We start from the raw sequence: 23,417 nt of genomic DNA on the forward strand, positions 1-23,417 counted from the left end.
CTCATAGCGAATGATTTCAGAATTTTTTGTTACTGGTTAAAAGGATTATAATCTTGTTAGATAAGAAGCCAACAACTTGCATTTTTATACAATGCTACATCTTGGGGAAGGGGAGTGGCTGCTGCATGCGGATAAAGGACCATCCTATTCTTAATGTGCCTACTGAAAAGAACTACGTAACGTTTTATTTTGAAGACCAACCTGTTTGTGGAACTGCTGATGATACCATCGCAAGCGCTCTTATCGCAAATGGTTTTGACGTGTTTGGTTTTACAGAACACAACCATCCTCGAGGTTTTTTCTGCGCTATTGGTAAATGTTCGGCCTGCCTTGTGGAAGTCGATGGTGTACCAAATGTTCGTGCCTGCATAACCCCCATTAGGGAAGGTATGCGCGTTAAGATGCAACGCGGAAGGGGGAAACCAAAATGGTGAGACGCGTTAAAGCACTTATCGTCGGTTCTGGACCTGCAGGATTGACAGGCGCTATCGCTATTGCAGAATCTGTTGGAAGTGGTGAAGAAGTTGTAATAATTGATGAAGGTATTGAACCTGGAGGTCAACTTCCGAAACAAACTCATAAATTCTTCGGTCATGAAGGGTTTTACGCTTCAACAAGAGGATTTGAGATTGGGAATTTACTTGTCAAAAAGGTTAAAAGTCTTGGAGTTGAAATAATACAACAATCAACTGTAACTGGTATATACGAAGATGTAATAACTGTCTACGATAGAGTAAACAACATTGTGCATGAATACCTGGCGGATTATCTGCTAATCGCCTCAGGAGCCACAGAGAGATTTTTGACTTTCAAGAATAACACGTTGCCAGGTGTTTATGGTGCAGGGGCAGTCCAGACGCTCATGAATCAGTATAAAGTTCTCCCTGGCGAATCATTCCTAATCGTTGGAGCAGGGAACATCGGGCTCATCGTTGCTTATCAATTGGTCCAAGCAGGTGCACAGGTAAAAGCAATCGTCGAAGCTTCATCGCGCGTTGGCGGATACGCCGTTCATGCCAATAAAGTTAAAAGACTCGGAATACCGATACTGCTAAGACATACGATACTCGAAGCAATAGGCAAAGACAAGGTTCAGGGTGCTGTTGTGGCTGGGGTGGACGAAAGATTCAAACCAATACCGGGTACAGAAAAGGAATTTGTTGTTGATGCCATATGCCTTGCCGTTGGTTTACAACCTAACGTCGAACTCGTCGCGCAGACAGGTGCAAAACTTGTGTACATACCCGAACTTGGTGGCTATGTGCCGTTGCGCGATGAAAATATGAAAACGACTGTTCACAATGTGTTTGTGGCGGGAGATCTTTCAGGTATAGAGGAAGCTACAACCGCTATGATTGAGGGCTACATTGCAGGTTATAACATCGCTCAAGAGTTAACAGGAAAATCTTTTGAAGATAAGATTGAAAAGATGAAGAGAGAACTTGAAGAGTTTAGAAGAGGACCATTCTCAAAGAAGGTTAGAGACGGACTAAGGAAGATGGGGATCGTCTTTCCTGAAGGTGGGTATAGAGAGGAACAACAAACCGACAGAGGACCAGTTGGAAAATTAAGGGCAATCATAGAATGTCCAGAGGCTATTCCTTGCAACCCTTGTGAAACATCCTGTCCAACTGGTGCAATTAACGTAGGTGGAAACATAAACGGTATTCCACAAATCGATTACTCAAAGTGTATAGGCTGTGGGGTTTGTGTAATGAAATGCCCTGGGCTTGCAATATTTATGATCCAAGAAAAAGAGGAATATTCCCTTGTGGGCATTCCATACGAGCTACTCCCAGTACCAACCAACGGTACAAAAGTCAAGCTTCTGAACTTCGAAGGAAAGGAAATTGCCAATGGAGAAGTTGACCACGTTGTTCTAAACAACAAAGGAAAGACACATATTGTCTTTCTTAGAGTACCCAAAGGATACGAAGACGTAGTTAGAAGCTTCCGTTTGCCAGAAAAAGCAGAGGAATTTATCTGCAGATGTGAAGAGATAACAAAGGAAGATATCGAACGAGTTATAGACATGGGGATCACGGACTATGAAGAACTTAGAAGGGTATTAAGAATAGGAATGGGGCCGTGTGGTGGAAAGACCTGTAGGTCGTTGACTTTGCAAATTATCTCTGAAAAAACCGGCAGAGCTATCTCAGAAATACAACTTGGCGTATATCGCCCCCCTACAATGCCGACACCGTTTGAAGCCGTGGTAAAGTCAGCTTTAAGCGAGAACGACGAAGTATCTGAAAATATGATGCTGTTAACTTGTAGTGATGGAAGACAATAGAACACTCATAACACGCGCAATATCATTCCCGTTCAGTTTCAAGAGATTTCTCACTACACAAAAGCTGTTTACGTACATTGGAAGATTGTCAATATTCTTAAATCCACGCTTGGCTCGTACAAAGTCTTGGAATAACGAAAATTTAGATTCACATTGATTGTTCTGCCCAAGTCTCACAACTATATGGTTGATATTCTTGTATAGTATCTTCACTGCACCATACGCACCAAGTCCATCAGTGATTAGTTCGATTTCTCTTTCGTTGTTACCAAAGAACTTCTCTAACAATATCTTCACTTGACCCATATCGCGATATTTGGATACATGCCAAGCAACAATAAGATTCGAATCGTGCTCAACTAAGAACCAAACGTAGTACTTTTTGGATTTAAACAAAACGACAGTTTCATCACCATGGACTTTGAAAGCATCTACAGGAACGAGGATGGAAAAGAAACAAGACAACTTAAGGATCCACTTGTAGATAGCGACATGAGAGACTTTGATATTAAGTGAGTCTCTGATGGAACGCAAGGACACAGCTTTGAAATAAAGGACGAAGGCTTTAAGGACAATAAAGATAGGGAAACGGAAGAACTTGAAAGAGTCGAAAGGAAGAGGGACAAATTGAGGTAAGTTAGTTGGGATTTCGTCTCTGGTATGGCAAGAACGGCAACGGAACTTAACGAAGGCTTTTTTGATTTTGTGGATTTGCATAGTTTTTCCACAGACAGGGCATTTAGGATAAGGGAAAGAGAAGAGCTTGTGTTTTTTTGAATGAACAAGTCTGAAAGTGCGCTTACAGTCTTTGCAAAAGTATTGTTGGTTACCGTACTTATCATGACCGTTTTTGTAGATGTTGGTAGAGCCGCATTTGGGGCAAGAGACTACAGAATTTTGCATAGTGGAGTACCTCCTTTTTGTGAGAATTGATGGTGGGGGGTGTTCCACTAATAAGAAGATAATACGGTTTTTGGAAATTTTCAATACTTTTAGTTAACAGCATCGAAAATATTCAAGGGGGTATTGAAAATGAGTAAGGTAAGAAAATACGACGTTTGTATAATTGGTGGAGGAATAACGGGAACAGCGCTGGGTTATTTTCTATGTAAGCTTGGTAAGACTTCCATTGCAATATTCGAAAAATCGTACCTTTCTTCAGGTTCAACTGGCAGATGTGCTGGTGGAATCAGGCAACAGTGGTCAACAAGGTCAAATGTTCGCTTAGCAATGAGGAGTGTTAAATTATTTGAGAGATTCAAAGAAGATGTAGGGATGGATATAGAATACAAACAAGGTGGATATCTCGTTTTGTCGTACAGTGAAGAAGAAGCTGAGCAATTTGAAAAGAATGTAAAGATGCAACGTGAAGAAGGTTTGGACGTGGAAATCCTTTCGCCAAAACAGGTATCTGAGAGATACCCATACATAAACACAAAAGGATTGGTTATGGCTACATTTTGTCAAACTGATGGTCACGCTAATCCACACAAAGCTGTGATTGGTTATGCTCAAGCCATCAGAAGGATGGGCGGACATATATATACACACACCGAGGTAAAGAGTATCGAAGTTACAAACGGAAAGGTCACAGGTGTTGACACAACCGCAGGCTATTTCGCTTGTGATATTGTCGTAAATGCTTCTGGCCCATGGTCAAACGAAGTTTCAAAACTCGTTGGAGTGGACCTTTTAACAGAAAGCTATAGGCATCAGATACTTGTCACAGAACCGCTGGAGAACTTCTTTCCAATGATGGCCATAAGCTTCTCTGGTAATTTTTACATGCGGCAGACACAACACGGACAATTCATATTGGGCCAGGGTGACAAGGATGAAAAACCTGGACTCAATTTCAACGTTACCTACAAATTTGAAAAAGAACTAGCAAGTAAGATGGTTAACATCTTCCCATTTTTGAAGAACGTTCGAATAATAAGGCACTGGAGTGGGATGTATAACATGTCTCCCGATGCTCAACCGATAATTGGAGGCAGTGACCTGGTAAAGGGATATTACTATGCCGTAGGTTACTCCGGTCACGGTTTCATGGTCGCTCCCGCTGTTGGTGAAGCCCTTGCTGAATTGATTGTGTTCGGGAAAACCTTGCATACGGACATTTCCTACCTCGATATTAAGAGATTTGAGGGTACTGTTGTGGAAAAAGAAAAGAATGTGGTATAATTCCTAGTGAATAGATACGTTGTTACATGGGGGAGCGATGACAATCAGTGATAAGAAAGTCATGATAGTTGATGATAGCAAATTTTGGAGGATGGTCCTTCAAAGCGTATTCGCAAAGTTGGGAGTAAAGCAAATAGTTGTTGCCGAAGATGGGATGAAAGGCATTGAAACTGCTTTAAGAGAACTACCGGATATAATCATTACAGATTACAACATGCCTGGTATTTCAGGATTGCAAATGTGTCTTTATCTTAGATCAATACCCGCGTTTAAAAACGCGGGTATTGTTGTTCTAACAGGTTCAGACGATGTAATAAACGAGTTTTGGGCTGAACACAGTGGGGCAAACAAGTTCATCTCCAAATTGCTTCCCAAAGAGGCATTGGAAAGCGAGCTCGAACGTTTTGTTTCTAACGATTACTCGACCTCAAAAACAAAAGAAGCCTTCTATGTAACAAACATTTACGATGTTTTAGAACAAAAGATGAGAACGGAAATTCTTAATAGAGAAATTCTTTCACTCATCGAGTATGCAAGAGACGAACTCTACGTCATTCAAAAGTTCAAGAACTTCTTAGAATTCTTCTCACGTTTCACCGGATTGGCTTTTATGCTTTTGTCGCCAGTAGAAGGTCGTATATACAATTTTGGGTTACCACTAGGCAAGACTGTAAGTAAAGAGAGGTTGCTAAGGCATTTAGAGAAACCTATTGAACCTTCTGATTGGTCTTATTTCGGCAACTTCGGTTCGGAATTCAACGTTGACGGGTTGGAAACCGTTGTTGTTAAGTACCAAGAAAACGAAATAGGGCTAATTGCTTATGAAGGTGCGTCAGACAAATGGAGTGTAAGTAAAGTATTAAACGAAGCAAGTGAAAGCATCGCATTGCTCTTTAACACGTTGAACAGCTTCAGGGAGCTTAAAGTCGCATCCGCCGTCGATGGTTTAACGGGCTTGTTTAACAAAAAGGAACTGCTTAGGTTTCTTGAAGAGACACATAACTTGGCTAAGTTCAATAGGACAATCTATTATGTCGCGATGTTTGATGTAGACAATTTCAAAAAGGTCAACGACACCTACGGACATTTGGTAGGAGATGAAGTCTTGAAAGCCGTTGCAGCTATTTTAAAAGAAGAGATTGCGGGAAAAGGAATTGCGGGAAGGTACGGTGGAGAGGAATTTTGTCTTGTGATTACAAAAGCAGCTAACAACGATGAAGTGGTTGAAATGATAGAAAGGATTTTAGAAAGGGTCAGAAACACGCAATTTCCACACGGAAAATGTACGGTATCCTGTGGTGTTGTAAGTTCTGAAGGATACGAATCCCCAACCGAAGTAATAAAGGCTGCCGATGACTTGCTCTACATATCCAAGAAAACAGGAAAAGACAAAGCAAGTTATATGTTTCTTCCAAAAAACAGAGAAATCAACCAAGTACTACGTCGAGAACAGACATGATCAGAAAACCGAAAATTAGAAAGTACGTCGATAAACGTTCATTACCGCGAAGATGAGTTTCCGGAATAACTTCGTCGCTTACCACAAATACCATAGCACCAGCTGCAAAGGCAAGCATATAAGGTAGTAAGTTCTTACTAATTAGTATCAAACCCGCACCAAAAATACCACCCATCATTTCAACAACGCCCGTAAGAAAAGTTATAAAAAGCGAGTAGCGAATACTATACCCTGCGTTCATAAGTGCAACCATTGTCGCCGCACCTTCCGGAATGTTCTGTGTGCCAATAGCAATTGCCACACTGAGCGCTTCCGGAGTGAACCCACTTATTCCCACAGCCATGCCTTCTGGAAAGTTGTGAATCGTTATAGCTATAACAAAGAGCCAGATTTTTGCGAGCTTCTTGCTGTCCATTCCTTCATGGCCTTTCAAAAAGTGTTCATGCGGTGAGAACTTATCCAATAAGTCGACAGCGATCGCTCCAAACAAAAATCCTACAATAAAACGCAACGCCCCACCGATTTCTAAAGACGGCCCTGCTAAACTAAAAGCACTTGCTGCAAGCATAATGCCTGCAGCCATCCCCATAAGCGAATCGATAACCTTTTCTCCTAGATGCTTATGAAACAACAACAACGGTACAGCCCCAAGAATTGTCGAAAGCCCCGCAGCGGTACTTAAGAGAGTACCTTTCAGAAAATCTGTTATAGTATCAACCTCCTACTTCTACTGGAAAATCCCAGATTATATTCTAACACAAAATCAAACGAACACCAATATCCTCAAGAACCTTCGCCCACAGGCTTTGTCTCAACCTTTGCAACATTTGGATCATAAGCCTCCTCAGGAGCTTTTAACAAGAACAGCACAATGATCACAGTAGAGATAACGTTAATAGAAAAGAAGAACAAGTAAGGGTTTATCTTATCAAGCAGGAACCCGTAAAGAGCGGAAGAAATAGGCGTGCTTCCCATAGCAAAAAGTGAAAGAACTGAGAACACTCTTGACCTAAGCTCGGACGGTACAAGTATCTGCAAGTTTGCATTTATTGGTATGTTAACCAAAGCGTTGAAGAAGGTTATCAGAAAAGCACTCACAACAAATACAAAATATGCTACTCCTTTCGTAAATCCAAGAAGGGGCATTATCAGTATTGAGAAAAGCAAACCGACAACTTGCTCTAATATGAGTCCGGAGGATATAAGGACTTTAGAACTGAATTTATTAAGAAAAAGCATTATAGCAACGTTCCCGAAAAGTGCACCTAATGTAGCAAATACTTCAAATGTGCCAAATTGGGCTGCAGAAAATTTGAATACAATTCTGGCAAGGTATGGAAGCACAACACTGTAAAGCGGAGACATTAAGAAATTGATCACTATGGCAAAAGTGAATAGGAATTTTAGACCTTTATGTGCTAAAACAAATCTAACACCTTCGGAGAGTTCTTGTAGGAACTGTATTTTGCCGTTTTTTGGAGTATGAACGTAGATAATAAACATTTCACTAATTCCCGAAAGAATGTAGAGCACAGCCGTCATAAGCAACACGTTTGTTAGTCCGTAGTAACCGTAGAGCATAGCACCGATGATAGGACCTATAATGTTTGCACCACTATTTGCCATTGCATTTAAAGATGTGGCTCTCTTCATATTTTCTTTTCTCACAACATCTCCAAACATTGCACCAGTCGGACCGTCGAATATCCCATCGAGAAATGAAAGAATCGCCCTGAAAGTCAGAAGCGCTCCAATTCCAAGCTTGTTGCTGAAGGCTACGAACCAGAGAGCAAAAAGCAAGATACCCCTCAGTTCATCAAGCAAGACCATTATGTACTTTCTGTTAAGTCGGTCCCCTAGAACACCTCCGATTGGTGTTGCAAGCAATCTTGGCAATATTCCAAGCACTGTAAATATGCCCATCATCGTTCCAGAACCGGTTTTGTCCAGTATGAATAGAGGCATAGCAACAAGTAAGGCCGCCGCACCAACAAGAGATTCAAACCGACCGCTGATAATTAGTGCAAGATTTCTCCTTTCGTGTTTGTAAATCTCCTCTTTCACCACCATCACCCCCAAAAATTATTGGCAAATAAATTTTATCATATGCCAAAATATTTTGTCAATAGAGCAATTTTTTTGCACTTAAAAATAATTCGTTATACGAAGTATATTTCTTGAAATTCATGGTATAATCACTTGGAGGAAGGAGGGATTTAGATGGAAGGAAGGATTGAAAAGTTCAAAGGACTTGTAAGTTTGTGCGAGGTACCAGGTGTTTCGGGCAGGGAGGAGTTGGTGCGTGAAGAAATTTGCAAAATGCTAGGAGAACTGGCAAAAACTGATAAGATAGGGAATTTAATTCTCGAAAAGAAAGGAACTGAGGGCAAAAAGCAGGTAATAATTATGGCCCATATGGATGAAATAGGTTTTTATGTTTCTTCACTTAGAGCTGATGGAAAGCTTGAAATTAAGAATGTTGGCGGGATCATAGAGGAGACACTACCCGGTTCGTTCGTTCAAGTTGTGACAAGGAAAGGGGTAGTTGATGGTGTGATAGGTGCCGTTCCACCACACTTAAAATCCGATGGTGTGGTTTTTGAAAAAGTTGTTGATGTAGGTGCTAAGAGCTACGAAGAACTGGAAAGCCTCGGTATTGCTGTCATGGACTTTGTTGTTTTCAAAAAGAATCACGCGTTGTTGAACGGTGAGTTACTTGCCATGCGAAGCTTGGATGATAGGTTTGGCTGCTTTGCACTAATAGAAGCATCAAAAGGTTTAGTTCCAAAATCAGATATTATCTTTGCTTGGACCGTTCAAGAAGAGGTAGGGCTAAGAGGTGCTAAGGCGCTTGCACACACGTACTCACCAGATTTGGCGATCGCCATAGATTCTTTTGCATGTTGTAGCAAGACAAACGGTCACATAAAGCTTGGAAATGGTCCGGTCGTCAGGATTTACGACAACAGTTCTATTTCCAACTTCGAAGTCGTTGATATTATCACCAACCTTGCAAAAGAGGAAGGTATTCCTCTTCAAATAGGTGTAACAGGTGGAGGGAATGATGCAAGCGTTTTTGTTGAGAAAGGAGTCCCTATGGTTGCTTTAAGCGTTCCCGTAAAGTACTTGCACTCTCAGGTGGAAATGATCAGCCTTTCAGACCTTGAGAATCTTATAAAATTGCTTAAGCGCTTTTTGGAGGTGTTTTAAGTGCTTGAGGTACTGTTGTTTCTCGGTGGACTCTTCTCAGGTGTTGTTAATGTCTTGGCAGGGGGAGGATCGTTTTTAACATTGCCAATCCTTGGTCTTTATGGCCTAAGTACAAGTGTCGCTAATGGAACAAATAGAATAGGTATTTTGCTACAAAATGTCTCAGCCACTTGGAGGTTCATAACCAAGAAGGAGTTGGACATCAAAAATGCGCTGTTTGTCACAATTCCAACGATCATAGGTGCCGTGGTCGGAACGTCTATCGTCTTAAGTTTACCTGAGAAAATAGTCAAAATAACAATCGGTATAATTTTCCTATTCATGTCGTATTTCGTGCTGTTTACACCAAAAGTCTGGGAAGAAGGTAAGAAGGAAAAGTCGAACAGATTTCTTAGTGGTTTTGTGTTTTTTCTGATAGGAATATACGGTGGTTATATACAGGCCGGGGTTGGTTTCTTTTTGATATACGCCCTAACAATGCTCGAAGGGTACAATATAAAACAGGCGAACGCGATGAAGATCTTTTTAACACTCATGTTTACAATCTTTTCACTGATTTTATTCTCTTTCAATAATAAAGTAGCACTGATCCCTGGTTTAATACTCGGAGCAGGTTCTTTTGTAGGCGGGTATTTGGGGTCATACCTTAACTCACGCGTGAACAAAAAATTCATAAGGTACGTGGTCGCTGGCATGATGATATTCTCTGCAATCAACTATTTGTTCTTTAGATAGGCCTCTATTTTGAAACAATAGCCCTGGTTAAGTTTCGTGGTTACCAGGGCTGTTGTTTTAGTCTTTTGTTAATGTCCTCGATCATCTTCTTCAATTTCTTAGCTTGTCTATAGTCTTCCTTCTTAAGCGCTTCCTTTAGTTTGTGATTCAGCAGCGTTAGTCTGCGTTTTTGTATATCTGTTATCACTTTACCATATACATTCGAATCTTTTGGGAACATCGTCAACTGGATAGTACTCGGCTGTTCAGAATACAAAAATTCCAAGGAAAAGTCAAACTTTTTGTTCCTCGCAGGCGATTCTTCCATAAGATTTTTATGAGACATAATCGTTTGCAGACCAGCGCGTGTATAACGCTCAATTTCATATTTTAGTACTTCCTTAAGACACGACTTACAATAAGATATTCTCTTAACAGTACCATCAACATAAACATTCTGCGATATTTCGGACTTATTTCCACACCTGATGCACTTTTCGTTTTCCAATATATCACCTTCTAGTCTGTCTTTTCAGGTTATATTAATCTTCATTCGACCTGAATTGAATTATATCTGTTCATAGCTTTTTCAATGCCTTCAGAAACGATCGTCTCAATTGCCTCAACTGCTAAGTCGATGACCTTCCGCAGTTTTTCAAATTCTTCTGGCGAAAAGTTTGAGAGTACAAAATCGGCAGCATCAACTTCCTTTGGTTTGGGACCTATACCTATTCTTATTCTCGGAAAATTCTGACCAATGTACGATATTATCGATTTAATCCCATTGTGTCCTCCAGCACTACCGTCTTTCCTAATTCTGATTCTGCCCAAAGGTAGGTCAAGGTCGTCGTACACCACTATTATATCATCATGTGGCAAATATTTAAATACCTCTCCACTGAGGTTCATGTAAGTCGTTGGTTTGACCAGCTTCACTTTCTGTCCTGCTATGTTGACGTCTGAGTAAAGATAGTTCGGCCCAGATTTCCAAGACTTTCCCAACCTATCCAGCACCACAAATCCAACGTTGTGGCGAGTATTAGCGTACTTTTCACCAGGATTTCCTAAACCAATGATTATCAACATCGGTTCCTCCTTTGCTGTATGCTTGGAGAATTAGCGAAACACAAACATTAAAGAAAAGTCCCCCAATGGGGGACTTTTCTTTATGTTTTTATCAGATTACTTCTCTTCCTCTTCCTTCTTACCTTTCTTTAGAACTTCCGGTTCTGCTGTTTCTGTCGTTGCTGTTGTTTCTTCAACTTCAAGTCCCCTTGGAACAACAATTGTTATCAAAACATCTTCTGGATCCATATCGATTTTAACTCCTTCTGGTAGTTTGACATCCTTTACCCTTAAGGAGTCACCAAGACCAAGGTTTGTGACATCGATTTCGATAGTTTCCGGAATTCTGTCAGGCAGTGCCTCAACTACAACTTCGTGGTGGAGAACCTCCATAATACCGCCCTTTTCAACACCCATCGCTTTACCAACGATATGTAGTGGAACGTTTATTTTCATCTTGTGGTGCGCTTCTGGTATATAGAAGTCAACATGTCTGACTTCATCCGTAACCTTATCGTATTGGACCATTTTGATGAATGCCATGTGTTTGAAAAGTTCTTTACCGTTTTCATCTTTGACTACTAGAGTGAGTGGTGTTGATTCTGTAACTTCCCTGAATATCTTTAAAAAGCTGTTTTTTTCCAAAGCCAAGCTAACCGGTTTCTCAACTCCAGGTCCGTACGCAATAGCAGGTATAACGCCTTGAGTTCTCAATCTTCTTACTGCGCGCTTTTTTCCTACAATAGACCTTACTTGCGCGTTTACTACGTGCTCCATGTCTACTCCTCCTTCTTTTTTATTTTTAAGGTTTTATTTTAATCTTTATTTTTTCTCACGGTTTACTTAAAAAGTATACTTACAGATAGGTTCTTTCTGACTCTTATTATCGCTTCACCAAGCAATGGTGCAACTGAAACAATGTTGAATTTGCTCGGTAGACTCTGATGATATATTGTATCACTAATATAAATCTTTTCAATACTCGAGTTTTCGATCCTCTCAACCGCACCGGATGAGAGCACAGGATGTGTTATACATGCTATAACTCGTTTTGCTCCAGCATTCTTCACAGCATTTGCACCTTCGACCAATGAACGTGCCGTATCAACTATGTCATCAACTATTATAGCCGTCTTATCTTTGACATCACCTATAATGTTCAATATTTCAGCTATGTTATCTTTCGGACGTCTCTTGTCCAGGATTGCAAGAGGGAGGCCTACTTTTTCAGCTATCTGCCTTGCTCGTTTAACACCACCAACATCTGGAGAGACAATGACTGCATCGTCGTTTAGTATACCGTCTTTACTTAGCGTTTCAAGAAAAACCGGAAAACTCCACAGATTGTCAACAGGGATATCAAAGAACCCTTGAACCTGTTCAGCGTGTAGGTCAACGGTCATAACGCGTGTCGCACCGGCAACTGTGAGCAAGTTTGCGACAAGTTTAGCCGTGATCGGGTCTCTACCTTTAGCTTTTCTATCTTGCCTTGCATAGCCGTAGTACGGTATTACAACAGCAATGCTATTTGCAGAGGCTCGTTTAAATGCATCTATCATAATAAGTAACTCCATTAGATTTTCATTTACTGGTGGGCAAGTAGGTTGAATGACAAAAACGTCATGCCCTCGAACAGTCTCTTCTATGCGGACGTTGATTTCACCATCTGCAAACCTTCCAACGGTAATATCACCAAGCCTCATTCCTATGTAGCTTGCTACCTTTTCTGCTAAGACTTTGTTAGCATTACCGGTGAAGATCTTCATTTCATTCCTTGTGATTTGCATTCTCCATGGCCTCCCTTTTCATTTTTGCCCAGTTATCCTTAATAACTTGTCTTGCTCTGCCAAGCGCAAGTGCATCGTCAGGAACGTCTTCTGTAATAACCGAACCAGCACCTACAATGGCACCCTTTCCTATTTTCACTGGAGCAACAAGTGAAGAGTTGCTACCGATAAATGCACCGTCACCGATGGATGTTGGATATTTCTTATATCCATCGTAATTGCAGGTTATCGTTCCAGCACCGATGTTAACATCTTCACCAATAGTCGCATCACCAAGATAAGTAAGATGCTGAGCCTTGGAGTTCTTCCCAATAACAGATTTCTTCGTTTCCACGAAGTTTCCAATTTTTACCTTCTCTTTTAGGACGGTTCCTTCTCTAAGTCTTGCAAAAGGTCCAACGGAAACGTTATTTTCTATAATTGCACCTTCAACTTCCGAACGCATTATTTTGACATTATTCCCGATTGTCGAATCCTTTATTCGAGTGTACGGACCTATTTCGCAGTCTTCACCGATGGTGATATTTCCTTCTAAAATTGTAAATGGATGTATTATCGTGTCAATACCTATCTTGACGTCAGGTCCTACAAATGTTGAAGCGGGATCCACCACTGTAACGCCTGAGAGCATGAGTTCTTTAAGTATCCTTTCTTTTGCAACAGATTCGAGCTGAGCAAGCTGCACTCTGTCGTTTACACCTGATACCTGAACTGGATCATCCAACAGTACTGTTTCGACCTTGCTGGCCATTTCAACCAAGTCTGTTAAGTAATACTCACCTTGGGCGTTGTTATTCGAGAGCTTATCCAAGTTTTCAAGTAAGAATTTACCAGAAAATACGTAAATACCACTGTTCACTTCCTTAATCTTCAGCTGTTCTTCGTTTGCGTCCTTGTGCTCAACAATTCTTATCTTTTCGCCATTTCTGATGATCCTTCCGTACCCAGTCGGGTCATCTGCAATGAAGGTTAGTACGGTAACATCTGCTTTCGCTCTTGCGTGAGTCTGTGCAAGCTTTTCTATGGTTTCGGGTTTTAGAAGAGGAACATCTCCGTAAAGTATCAGTATATCGTCTCCAGCAGTTATAAACTGCTTAGCACACATCACAGCGTGACCTGTGCCAAGTTGAGGTTCCTGTAGGTATGTCTTAACGTCTAGAGGTAAGTAAGATTTCACGATTTCTGCTTTGTGGCCGACCACCACACCTACTTCTCCGAATTTCTTACCCAAGTCTACAACCCAGTTTATCATCGGCTTTCCCAGTATCTTGTGCACTACTTTTGGATATTTTGACTTCATTCTCTTCCCCAAACCAGCTGCAAGTATAAGCACCTTCATAGGCCGAACCTCCAGAAAGTTTAATTATTAATTATTACTCTTTACTTCCTCCGAGTTTTCGTTGAAGAGAGTACTCTCTAAGAACAACCGGAATGAGAATAAGTCCGAGTAAGTATCCTTTTGAACCAAATTTGACGGCTCCAATCGCACCTATACCCATTCCGGTTAATAAAAGCATTGGGATAAGACCGTACCAAGCCTTAACTATATCGTATAAGATAGCTAAGAACGTTCCGTAAACCACAAAGTTCAGCCCATCTAAGCTGTAGGGCCTAAATTTTCCAAGTATCGCTACCGCGCTAATTAAGAGCAGATTCAAACCAGCAAGAGACTCAGCGCGCTCGTTCTTTCTGAATGTAAAATATAACCCAACCAAAATCAAGGAGAAGTAAGAGTAGCTCTTGGTTAAATAGAACGAAGTAACAGCAGCTACTATGGAGAGTATCAAGGTGCCCATAAATTCTCACTCCACACAACAAAATTTTTTACAAAGAACAAAAAGAAATATAAGGGGCGCAAAAGCGCCCCCAAGTAATAAAGAATATTAGCTTCTGTATTTGATGCTTGCTTGAGCAGCTGCAAGTCGTGCAACTGGAATTCTGTACGGTGATGCGCTGACATAATCGAGTTTTGTTGTGGCAAAGAACTCGATGGATTTTGGATCTCCACCGTGTTCACCACAGACTCCACATTTAAGTGTTGACTTAACTTCTTTACCTTTTTCCGTTGCTGATTTGACAAGCTGTCCAACACCTTGTGTATCGATATGTTTGAATGGGTCGTGCTCGAGAATTCCCTTTTCAAGGTACTCTGGCAAGAACTTACCAACGTCGTCACGGCTGAATCCAAATGTCATTTGTGTGAGGTCGTTTGTACCAAAGCTGAAGAAGTCTGCTTCTTGAGCAATCTGGTCAGCTGTGACAGCTGCTCTTGGAACTTCGATCATCGTTCCGACAAGGTACTTGAGTTCGACTCCATGTTCCTTAATGAGAGCATCAGCTGTTTCAATTATTATTTGCTTTACATATTTCAGTTCGTTGATGTGGCCTACAAGTGGTATCATGATTTCTGGCACAACTTCGATTCCCTCTTCTTTCTTCAGCTCAATAGCTGCAAGGATTATCGCCTTTGTCTGCATGACTGCAATTTCTGGATATGTGACCAACAATCTTACACCTCTGTGACCGAGCATTGGGTTAAGTTCGTGCAGTTGTTCAACTACTTTCTTGAGTTCTTCAACAGTGATACCGATTTGCTGAGCAACTTCTGCCATCTGTTCTTCTTCCTGTGGCAAGAATTCATGGAGTGGTGGGTCAATAAGCCTTATCGTAACTGGGTAACCCTTCATTTCTCTGAACAATCCTTTGAAGTCTTCTTTCTGGAGTGGTAGAAGTTCCGCAAGTGCAGCTTCTCTTTCTTCTTTCGTTCTTGCAACAATCATTCTTCTAACCTTTGGTATTCTGTCTTTTTCGAAGAACATGTGCTCTGTTCGGCACAGACCGATACCTTCTGCTCCAAACTCTCTTGCAACTTTTGCATCTCTTGGAACATCGGCATTTGCCCTGACACCGAGTTTTCTAAACTCGTCTGCCCATGAAAGCAATTCAGCAACTGGTCCTTCCAGACCTTGTGGTTTAACGGTTGTAATCTTTCCAAGGAATACTTCTCCGGTTGTTCCATCTATTGAGAGCCATTCGCCTTCTTTTACGACTACGTCTCCAACTTTGAGGTAGCCTTCTTCTTCATTTACGTAAATGCTTTCTGCACCGACTACTGCTGGTTTCCCAAGACCTCTTGCGACAACAGCTGCGTGTGATGTCATACCGCCACGTGCTGTGAGTATGCCTTCAGCTGCGTTCATACCACCGACATCTTCTGGACTTGTTTCTGGCCTGACAAGAAGGACTTTCTCTCCTGCTTTTGCTGCTTCTTCTGCTTTGTGTGCGTCAAAGTAAACTTTACCTGTCGCTGCACCTGGTGATGCTGGCAGACCCTTCGCAATAACCTTTGCGTTCTTCCTTTCTTTTTCATCGAATTTTGGATGGAGGACTCTTTCAATGTCAGATGGCTGGACTCTCAAAACCGCTGTCTTCTTGTCGATAAGACCTTCGTGAACCATATCGACAGCTATTCTAATTGCTGCTTGGCTTGTTCTCTTGGCGCTTCTTGTTTGGAGTATGTAAAGTTTTCCTTTTTCAACTGTGAATTCTATATCCTGCATATCCTTGAAATATGCTTCAAGTCTATCCATTATCGCGATAAGTTCATCGTAAGCCTGTGGAATCATTTCTTTCATCTTTTCAAGTGGATATGGTGTTCTTATACCAGCGACAACATCTTCACCCTGTGCATTTGGTAAGAACTCTCCATAGTAGACTTTTTCTCCGGTATTTGGATCTCTTGTGAAACAAACACCTGTACCACTATCGTCACCCATGTTACCGAAGACCATAGCAACTATATTGACAGCTGTTCCAAGCAGTTGTCCTTCCTTAATTCCGTGGATTTCTCTGTACTTAATAGCCCTATCACTCATCCAGGACCAAATGACAGCTTCAATAGCTGCCCATAGTTGTTTGTAAACGTCCTGTGGGAATTCTTTTCCGTGTTTTTTGTAGATTTCCTTGTAGGTTTCAACAAGTTTCTTAAGATCTTCTGCATCAAGTTCCGTATCGAGTTTTACACCTTTTTGTGCTTTCATTTCGGCAAGTGCGTTTTCGAAATCTGCATGTGGAATTCCCAGAGCTGTGTCACCGAACATCTGGAGGAACCTTCTGTAAGAGTCGTAAGCGAATCTCTCGTTGTTTGTCATTTCAACGAGACCTTTGACTGTTTCGTCATTAAGCCCAAGGTTAAGGATGGTATCCATCATACCAGGCATCGATATAGCAGCACCTGATCTAACGGAAACAAGGAGAGGTTTCTTTGGATCGCCGAATCCTTTCCCTGTTACCTCTTCAAGCTTTTTCATAGCTGCTTCGACTTGTTCTTTCAAATCCTCTGGGTAGGTTCTGTTGTTGTCGTAATAGAACTTACAAACTTCTGTTGAAATAGTAAAGCCTGGAGGTACTGGAACTCCGGCGTTTGTCATTTCAGCAAGGTTTGCACCTTTACCACCCAGTATATCCTTCATCTGGGCGTTTCCTTCTGCTTGGCCGTTGGCAAAGAAATAAACCCACTTTTTACCCATTTTCACACCTCCATATCGAAAAATTTAGAAAAGTACCTGTATAATTGTACCATACTTTTTCTACTTGTCGTATACACACTGTGATAAATTGTTTTTTTCTTTTATGTTAATTTCTGCAGAAAACGGCCATTGATTATAATCACAGCAGATTTTTCATTTAGTTGATGGTGCAACTTGGTGTATAATTGTTTTAACTGTTATTGTAGAGCAATCGCGTTAAAATGCGGAGGTGAATCTATGGAAAGTAATGGTTTAATGACCTTTCTCAAGGCTTTGATACTAGGAATGCTTGCGTTTTACATCACGACGCATATATCAACGTCAGGAATAATCGAATACGTTTCAAGGGACGTAAAAAAACTCACAATCGATGGAATTGAAGTTGCTTACAGAGAATACGGAAAAGGTAACTTTGAAACTATAGTGTTCCTACATGGATTCGCCGGTTCTTCTTACGACTGGAAGGTGCTAATTGATGCGCTATCGAAAAATTATCACTGCGTAGCGTTTGATATACCACCATTTGGTTTATCTGAAAAGAAAAAAGACTTTGATTATTCCGACGAGTCGATTGTAAGACTCATAATAAAGTCTATGGATTCCCTGGGAATAGAACAATTCACTCTTGTTGGTCACTCGATGGGTGGGTACATCTCACTCGCAATAGCAAGCACTATTCCAAAAAGAGTAGAAAGGCTCATTTTGTTTGACGCTGCGTACAATGTTAATAGTGAAGATTTACAAAACTCGGGTCCTCCGTTTGAGCTAACCAATGAGCGCCAACTTAAGTTTTACCAACTACTTCTGGATGTTGGTTTGAAAACCTATCCGCTGTTCAAATTCGTTTACCGAAATTCATTAGCAGAAGGTGAGATTCTGAACACCGAACACTTCGACTACTTGTTTTCACAAAATTACTTTCTACCTGCGGAAATACTCATAAAGTTCACAAAAGACAAAGCAGCGCAGAAACCTTTAAAAATTGATCTTGAGGGTATAACCGCCAAAACTCTTATTATTTACGGTGAAAAAGATCAGATAACCCCTCCGTCGATAGGTGAGTATTTATCCAAATCAATAAAGAACTCGAAATTTATGTTGATTCCAAACGAAGGGCACATGCCTTTATCAAACAGATTAGTTATAGAACTGGTCAGGAAATTCCTCATCGATATTCTGGAGTGAAAAAAATACGACCCCTTTAGTAAGGGGTCAAATTCTGTCAAGAAGAAATGTAAGATTTCAGAGAGGAGGATTTCCAAGCGCGATTCTTATTGAAAGCTAAGGAGTTTAGAGTTCCATACCACCGTCTATAACTATTACCTGACCGTTTATGTACGTTCCATCGAGTACAAGGAATTTCACTAATTTAGCAACTTCTTCCGGCTTTCCAAATCGTTTCATGGAGATTTTTTCAAGGGCTGCTTTCTTGATGTCTTCCGGTAATTTCTCCGTCATAGGTGTTTCAATAAATCCCGGAGCAATGGCATTTGCACGAACGTTTTTCCTCCCGAATTCCTTAGCCAAAGATTTGGTCAGGCCAATTAGCCCCGCTTTTGAAGCAGCGTAATTCGCTTGACCTATGTTACCCTCCAGGCCTACAACGGAAGAAATGTTGATTATCACGCCTTCATTTTTCACAATTTCCCGAATCGTTGCTTTAATCATATTGAACGCGCCGGTAAGGTTCGTGTTTATTACACTGTCCCATTCTTCATAACTCATTCGGTAAATCAAGTTATCCTTTGTGATTCCTGCATTGTTAATCAAAATATCAACTCTTCCAAATTTGTTAATCACGTCTTTGACAGCACCTTCAACTGCAACTCTGTCGGTGATATCAACTACATATTCATAGTAGAGTCCTTCGTGTGTACTTTCAGCAGAAGACACGTAATTGAATCCAATAACAACGCATTCTTCTTCTAAGAACTCTCTAGTTATTGCTCTACCAATGCCTCCTGAGGCACCGGTGACAATTGCAACCTTTCCCTTAAGCCTGCCCATATGCACTTCCTCCTAAGATTTTTCTTGTCTTTAAAGCAACGAAATAAGACATTGCCAATTTAAGAGCATCAAGAAAAATAAATGGTAGAACACCAACTAAGAATGCTTTCTTGTAGCTTCCTATATGAAAGCCTAAAACAGTCCAACCAATTAGGTAAACTACAACAAGTCCAAGTAATCCAGACAATATTGCATTTGTCCTTCTTGAAAGCCAAGAAATTACGAAAGCACTTATTGGAAACGCCCACAGATAGCCCGAAGTGGGCCCTATGAGATGAATGATCCCACCAGAAAAGTTTGCAAATACAGGCAGTCCCACCGCTCCAAGTACCAAGTACACTAACATGGAAAGGAACGCATCAAAAGTATTTAAAGTAAAACCTGCAAGAAAGACAAAGAACATTTGCAACGTTATTGGAACGCTTCCTATGGGAATCGAAATCTGGGCACCTACCGCTGTCAAACTGGCAAACAAAGCAATAGTTGTTAATCTTTTGAAATTCCTTGGTCTTGCTTCTTTTGCTTTTTTCTTATCTTCCACTTGGTACACCCTCCGTTCCGTCTTTGATTCCGATGAGTGAGGTGAAATGCTTAGCATTAAGTTTTGCTTTCTTAAGCATCGTAGTCAGAACGTTTTTTGGCCCTGCCTCTATGAACTCGCTAACACCAAGTGTTATCATTCTATCAACAGACTGCTTCCAGTAGACCGGACCGCTGATTTGCTCAAGAATGTAATGTTTTATCTGCTCCGGGTCTGTTATCTCTTGTGCGATGCTGTTCATAACAATAGGGTATCTTGGTTGCCTGAACTTTATATGCTCCACTTCTATCGCCATCTTTTCCCTGGCACTTTCCAAGTACGGTGTATGGAATGGTCCTGATACCTTTAATTCTATCGCTCTTTTCCCATTTTCAGTAAGGTCTTTTACAAAACTTTTAACACTTTCAGCCTTTCCACTCACAACCGTTTGTTCTTCAGAGTTGTAATTTGCTATGTAAAGCCCTTCGTATTTTTTAACGAGTTCATCAATCTGCTCTATCGGCACTCCAATTACCGCTGCCATACTACCTTCGCCAGGCTTCATCGCTTGGGAGATGTACTCTCCTCGTTTTCTTACAAGGTAGATACCCGTTTCGAAATCGTAAACTCCTGCAGCGGCAAGTGCTGTATACTCTCCAAGGCTGTGCCCTGCGACAAAATCTGGTTCTTTCAAATACTTTTTCAGTTCAACGAAAGCTACATAACTTGCTAGGTATATAGCTGGTTGAGCGTTTTCAGTTAACTTTAGGATTTCCTCGTCGCCATCCATAATCTCAACTAAGTCCAAACCAAGCACTTCGTTGGCAACCTTTGCATAGTGCCCCCATGAACCGTACTTTGAAAAATCTGTAGCCATACCGCTGTATTGTGAACCCTGACCAGGAAAAAGATAAGCTAACCTCATAAACGTCACCCCCATGCTAGGTGAATTGATAAGCCTTGAAAGACTCATTTCACGAACTCGCAGAACGTTTGAGTTGTTTCATAGAATTCGTTTACGATATCCTGTATAATCTCTTTTACCGGTTTAATTTCGTTTATCAAACCGACACATTGACCGGCCATGAACGAGCCTTCTTCGATATTTCCATCTACAACCGCTTTTCTTAGGCTGCCAACCAAAACCTCTTCCGCTTCTTGAAGGTTCTTAGTCTCCAGTTCCCTTACCTTCCTGGCAAACCTCGTTTCTATGACTCGCGCAGGATGTCCCAAAGGAGCTCCCGTTACAACTGTGTCTCGTATGGATGATTTTAAGATGAGCTTTTTGAAATTCTCGTGCGTGTCAGCTTCTGTAGAAGCGATGAATCTTGTTCCCATTTGGATGCCCTCAGCACCGAGTGCAAACATAGCTGCCATTGCTCTACCGTCGGCTATCCCACCGGCCGCTATGACAGGTATCTTTACTGCTCTGCAAACAGCGTTCACCAAAACCAGAGTAGTTACTTCACCGATGTGACCTCCAGATTCCATCCCCTCAGCGATAACGGCATCAGCCCCTATACGTTCCATCATCTTAGCCATGTTGTCGGAAGCAACTACAGGGATGACTCTAATTCCTGCTTCCTTCAATCTTGTCATGTATTTTGATGGATTTCCTGCACCAAAAGTTACAACTGGTACCTTCTCTTCTATGACTAAGTCGACCAGCTCATCTACGTAAGGGGACACAAGAATTATATTCACCCCAAACGGTTTGTCTGTCAGTGTTCGAATTGTATCAATGGCTTCTTTCAAATGCTCTCTTTTCATTGCGCCTGAACCTATGACCCCTAACCCTCCTGCATTTGAAACCGCTGCAGCCAATTTTGGAGTGCCTGCCCAAGACATACCACCCATGATTATAGGATATTCAATATTCAACAATTGACAGATCCTATTATTCTGTCTGAAATTCATCATTTTCCATCAGCCTCACTTCTTTTAACTCCTACCATCAGTCTGGCTTTCGCAACCAATTGATCACCGACCTTAGCTTTTCCATCGACAATCACTATTGGACCTTTTTTATCAACAACTTTCACCTCGTATAATAACTCGCAATCAGGCCTTACCTCTTTCTTGAACCTTGCCTCGTCAATACCTATGAAAATAGGTATCGAATCTTTTTCTAATCCTTCCAAAAGCAAAACACCAGCTGCTTGTGCAAGACCCTCGATTATGTAAACCCCTGGATATATCGGATAGTCTGGAAAATGGCCTTTGAAGATAGGTTCGTCTGATTTAACGTACTTCTTAGCAACAATATAGTCCTCACCTTGCTCGAGTACTTCATCAACCAAAAGTATTGGGTCTCTGTGAGGTAAAATCTTTAAAATCTCATCTTTTGTTTTCAATGTTTTCCTGTTTTCTTCAAGTCTTTCACTCATATCTCCCCACCACCAAGGATGCGTTATGTCCACCAAATCCGAATGAGTTCTTAACAAAATTCCTTATCTGTACACCTTCCACAGTATTTCTTGGAATGTTGAAGTAATCTGGACCGTCCATTTCTTCAAGGTTAGGCATACCGTGAATAAACTCGCTGTTCATTTGAATTATGGAAGCTATCGTTTCAACGGCACCCGCAGCGCCAAGGAGGTGTCCAGTTAGTGTTTTTGTAGAATTAACGTAAATTTCTTTCACTCTGTTCTCAAAAACGTTTTCTATAGCTTTTAGTTCGACCTCATCACCTGCTGGAGTACTCGTTGCGTGACAGCTCACAAAATCGATATCATCAATGGAAAGGCCAGAATCATCTATAGCCATTTTCATTACTTTAGACGACCCTCTTGCTTCCGGGTCAGGAGCACTGAAATGGTGTGCATCGTCATTCATAGCAAAGCCTTTTATTTCAGCTATTATATTTGCACCTCGAGCTTTTGCAAACTCTTCATTTTCCAAGATAAGTATTCCTGCTCCTTCTCCCATCACGAAACCATCTCTTGATTTGTCAAAAGGTCTGGATGCTTTCTTTGGTTCATCGTTTCTTGTTGAGAGTGCGCGCATTGAAGCAAAACCAGCGATTGGAAGCGGGGCTATTGTGGCTTCTGAACCCCCAACTATTGCAACATCTGCGTATCCATGGCGGATCAAAAGCGTTCCAAGTGCTATTGAGTGCACCGAAGTTGCACAGGCGCTCACAGGAGCAAAATTTGGGCCTTTTAATCCATATTCCATCGCTATTACTCCACTTGCCATGTTTATGAGAATCATAGGAATAAGGAACGGACTAACCCGCTCTGGCCCCTTTTCTCTCAACACATCGTTTTGTTCTGCAAGCGTCAAAAATCCTCCCATTCCCGAAGAAACAAGTATAGCAACCCTTTCCTCAATACCTGTGAAATCGATCCCGCTCATCTCAACTGCTTGACGTGTGGCAGCAAGAGCAAATTGCGAGAATCTGTCGAGCCGTTTGGCAAGCTTTCTATCCATGTATTCTTCCGGTTTGAAATCTTTGACCTCGGCTGCTATTTGAACAGGAAGGTTTGTAGCATCAAACGAAGTTATTTTGTCAATACCGATGTACATTTTTCTCAGATTTTCAGCAAATGTTTCCAGTGAGCATCCTAACGGAGAAACGACACCCATGCCTGTGACCACAACTCTTCTCTTCAAACTACACACCCCCGTTCTTACCTGTCTTTAGTTA

At 41.3% G+C, this 23,417-nt stretch carries 23 protein-coding genes; 7 read left to right on the forward strand and 16 right to left on the reverse strand.

Annotated elements, in window-relative coordinates; all coding sequences use genetic code 11:
• Positions 1-125: 125 nt before the first annotated feature.
• Positions 126-434 carry a (2Fe-2S)-binding protein gene (locus NA23_RS04305; RefSeq protein WP_033190977.1) on the forward strand — a complete coding sequence of 103 codons (309 nt, stop codon included), beginning with the start codon at positions 126-128 and terminating at the stop codon, positions 432-434.
• Positions 428-2,293: an FAD-dependent oxidoreductase gene (locus NA23_RS04310; protein ID WP_033190976.1), complete on the forward strand. Its 1,866-nt coding sequence runs from the start codon at positions 428-430 to the stop codon at positions 2,291-2,293. Before NA23_RS04305 ends, NA23_RS04310 begins: the two co-directional genes overlap by 7 nt.
• On the opposite strand, the gene NA23_RS04315 is transcribed toward NA23_RS04310, so the two are convergent.
• A complete protein-coding gene (locus NA23_RS04315; protein WP_033190913.1) occupies positions 2,267-3,196 on the reverse strand; it encodes a DDE-type integrase/transposase/recombinase in 930 nt (309 codons plus the stop codon). The two genes, NA23_RS04310 and NA23_RS04315, sit on opposite strands and share 27 nt — an antisense overlap.
• Before the next feature lie 129 nt (positions 3,197-3,325).
• Here NA23_RS04315 and NA23_RS04320 point away from each other — a divergent pair, with 129 nt between their 5' ends.
• Both NA23_RS04320 and NA23_RS04325 read left to right on the forward strand, forming a co-directional pair.
• A complete protein-coding gene (locus NA23_RS04320) occupies positions 3,326-4,477 on the forward strand; it encodes an NAD(P)/FAD-dependent oxidoreductase (RefSeq protein ID WP_033190975.1) in 1,152 nt (383 codons plus the stop codon).
• A 37-nt stretch (positions 4,478-4,514) separates the two neighbouring features.
• Positions 4,515-5,936, forward strand: a complete 1,422-nt coding sequence (locus tag NA23_RS04325) for a GGDEF domain-containing response regulator (RefSeq protein ID WP_033190974.1) — start codon at positions 4,515-4,517, stop codon at positions 5,934-5,936.
• On the opposite strand, the gene NA23_RS04330 is transcribed toward NA23_RS04325, so the two are convergent.
• Together NA23_RS04330 and NA23_RS04335 are read right to left on the reverse strand one after the other, a co-directional pair.
• Positions 5,905-6,645 carry a ZIP family metal transporter gene (locus NA23_RS04330; RefSeq protein ID WP_052107030.1) on the reverse strand — a complete coding sequence of 247 codons (741 nt, stop codon included), beginning with the start codon at positions 6,643-6,645 and terminating at the stop codon, positions 5,905-5,907. The genes NA23_RS04325 and NA23_RS04330 overlap by 32 nt on opposite strands.
• A gap of 74 nt (positions 6,646-6,719) precedes the next feature.
• Positions 6,720-8,006: an MFS transporter gene (locus tag NA23_RS04335; protein WP_236938606.1), complete on the reverse strand. Its 1,287-nt coding sequence runs from the start codon at positions 8,004-8,006 to the stop codon at positions 6,720-6,722.
• Positions 8,007-8,156: 150 nt separating this feature from the next.
• On the opposite strand from NA23_RS04335, the gene NA23_RS04340 reads away from it, so the two are divergent.
• Positions 8,157-9,146, forward strand: coding sequence for a M42 family metallopeptidase (locus NA23_RS04340; protein ID WP_052107028.1), 990 nt, complete (start codon positions 8,157-8,159; stop codon positions 9,144-9,146).
• The gene (locus tag NA23_RS04345; RefSeq protein ID WP_033190972.1) at positions 9,147-9,881 is read left to right on the forward strand and encodes a sulfite exporter TauE/SafE family protein; all 735 of its coding nucleotides are present in this window, start codon (positions 9,147-9,149) and stop codon (positions 9,879-9,881) included. It abuts the gene before it with no gap.
• Between the two features lie 40 nt (positions 9,882-9,921).
• Here the strand turns inward: NA23_RS04345 and NA23_RS04350 are convergent, their stop codons facing one another.
• From NA23_RS04350 to ppdK, 7 genes are all read right to left on the reverse strand, one after another.
• Positions 9,922-10,368 carry a hypothetical protein gene (locus NA23_RS04350; RefSeq protein ID WP_033190971.1) on the reverse strand — a complete coding sequence of 149 codons (447 nt, stop codon included), beginning with the start codon at positions 10,366-10,368 and terminating at the stop codon, positions 9,922-9,924.
• A 41-nt stretch (positions 10,369-10,409) separates the two neighbouring features.
• On the reverse strand, positions 10,410-10,943 hold the full coding sequence (pth, locus tag NA23_RS04355; RefSeq protein WP_033190970.1) for an aminoacyl-tRNA hydrolase: 534 nt from the start codon (positions 10,941-10,943) through the stop codon (positions 10,410-10,412).
• 99 nt (positions 10,944-11,042) lie between these two features.
• Complete coding sequence (locus NA23_RS04360) at positions 11,043-11,702, reverse strand: 50S ribosomal protein L25 (protein WP_033190969.1); 660 nt, start codon at positions 11,700-11,702, stop codon at positions 11,043-11,045.
• A gap of 62 nt (positions 11,703-11,764) precedes the next feature.
• Positions 11,765-12,712 (reverse strand): ribose-phosphate pyrophosphokinase, encoded by a 948-nt coding sequence (locus tag NA23_RS04365; protein WP_033190968.1) that lies wholly within the window; start codon positions 12,710-12,712, stop codon positions 11,765-11,767.
• Positions 12,693-14,051: a bifunctional UDP-N-acetylglucosamine diphosphorylase/glucosamine-1-phosphate N-acetyltransferase GlmU gene (glmU, locus tag NA23_RS04370; RefSeq protein WP_033190967.1), complete on the reverse strand. Its 1,359-nt coding sequence runs from the start codon at positions 14,049-14,051 to the stop codon at positions 12,693-12,695. Before glmU ends, NA23_RS04365 begins: the two co-directional genes overlap by 20 nt.
• Positions 14,052-14,085: 34 nt before the next feature.
• Positions 14,086-14,508: a hypothetical protein gene (locus NA23_RS04375; protein ID WP_033190966.1), complete on the reverse strand. Its 423-nt coding sequence runs from the start codon at positions 14,506-14,508 to the stop codon at positions 14,086-14,088.
• Positions 14,509-14,595: 87 nt separating this feature from the next.
• The gene (ppdK, locus tag NA23_RS04380) at positions 14,596-17,241 is read right to left on the reverse strand and encodes a pyruvate, phosphate dikinase (RefSeq protein WP_033190965.1); all 2,646 of its coding nucleotides are present in this window, start codon (positions 17,239-17,241) and stop codon (positions 14,596-14,598) included.
• Between the two features lie 237 nt (positions 17,242-17,478).
• Here ppdK and NA23_RS04385 point away from each other — a divergent pair, with 237 nt between their 5' ends.
• Complete coding sequence (locus tag NA23_RS04385) at positions 17,479-18,426, forward strand: alpha/beta fold hydrolase (RefSeq protein WP_033190964.1); 948 nt, start codon at positions 17,479-17,481, stop codon at positions 18,424-18,426.
• A gap of 105 nt (positions 18,427-18,531) precedes the next feature.
• On the opposite strand, the gene fabG is transcribed toward NA23_RS04385, so the two are convergent.
• Genes fabG through fabF form a run of 6 tightly spaced genes read right to left on the reverse strand, consistent with a single transcriptional unit; the run spans position 18,532 to position 23,383 of the window.
• Positions 18,532-19,248 carry a 3-oxoacyl-ACP reductase FabG gene (gene fabG, locus NA23_RS04390; protein WP_033190963.1) on the reverse strand — a complete coding sequence of 239 codons (717 nt, stop codon included), beginning with the start codon at positions 19,246-19,248 and terminating at the stop codon, positions 18,532-18,534.
• The gene (locus NA23_RS04395; protein WP_052107027.1) at positions 19,235-19,789 is read right to left on the reverse strand and encodes a biotin transporter BioY; all 555 of its coding nucleotides are present in this window, start codon (positions 19,787-19,789) and stop codon (positions 19,235-19,237) included. The genes fabG and NA23_RS04395 overlap by 14 nt, the downstream gene beginning before the upstream one ends.
• Positions 19,779-20,693, reverse strand: coding sequence for an ACP S-malonyltransferase (fabD, locus tag NA23_RS04400; protein ID WP_033190962.1), 915 nt, complete (start codon positions 20,691-20,693; stop codon positions 19,779-19,781). The genes NA23_RS04395 and fabD overlap by 11 nt, the downstream gene beginning before the upstream one ends.
• A 44-nt stretch (positions 20,694-20,737) precedes the next feature.
• On the reverse strand, positions 20,738-21,685 hold the full coding sequence (gene fabK, locus NA23_RS04405) for an enoyl-[acyl-carrier-protein] reductase FabK (protein WP_033192368.1): 948 nt from the start codon (positions 21,683-21,685) through the stop codon (positions 20,738-20,740).
• Positions 21,685-22,155 (reverse strand): 3-hydroxyacyl-ACP dehydratase FabZ, encoded by a 471-nt coding sequence (fabZ, locus tag NA23_RS04410; RefSeq protein ID WP_052107026.1) that lies wholly within the window; start codon positions 22,153-22,155, stop codon positions 21,685-21,687. The genes fabK and fabZ overlap by 1 nt, the downstream gene beginning before the upstream one ends.
• A complete protein-coding gene (gene fabF, locus NA23_RS04415; RefSeq protein WP_084384037.1) occupies positions 22,148-23,383 on the reverse strand; it encodes a beta-ketoacyl-ACP synthase II in 1,236 nt (411 codons plus the stop codon). The genes fabZ and fabF overlap by 8 nt, the downstream gene beginning before the upstream one ends.
• Positions 23,384-23,417 lie beyond the last annotated feature (34 nt).

This window comes from Fervidobacterium islandicum (assembly GCF_000767275.3).
In the GTDB taxonomy this organism is placed as follows: domain Bacteria; phylum Thermotogota; class Thermotogae; order Thermotogales; family Fervidobacteriaceae; genus Fervidobacterium; species Fervidobacterium islandicum.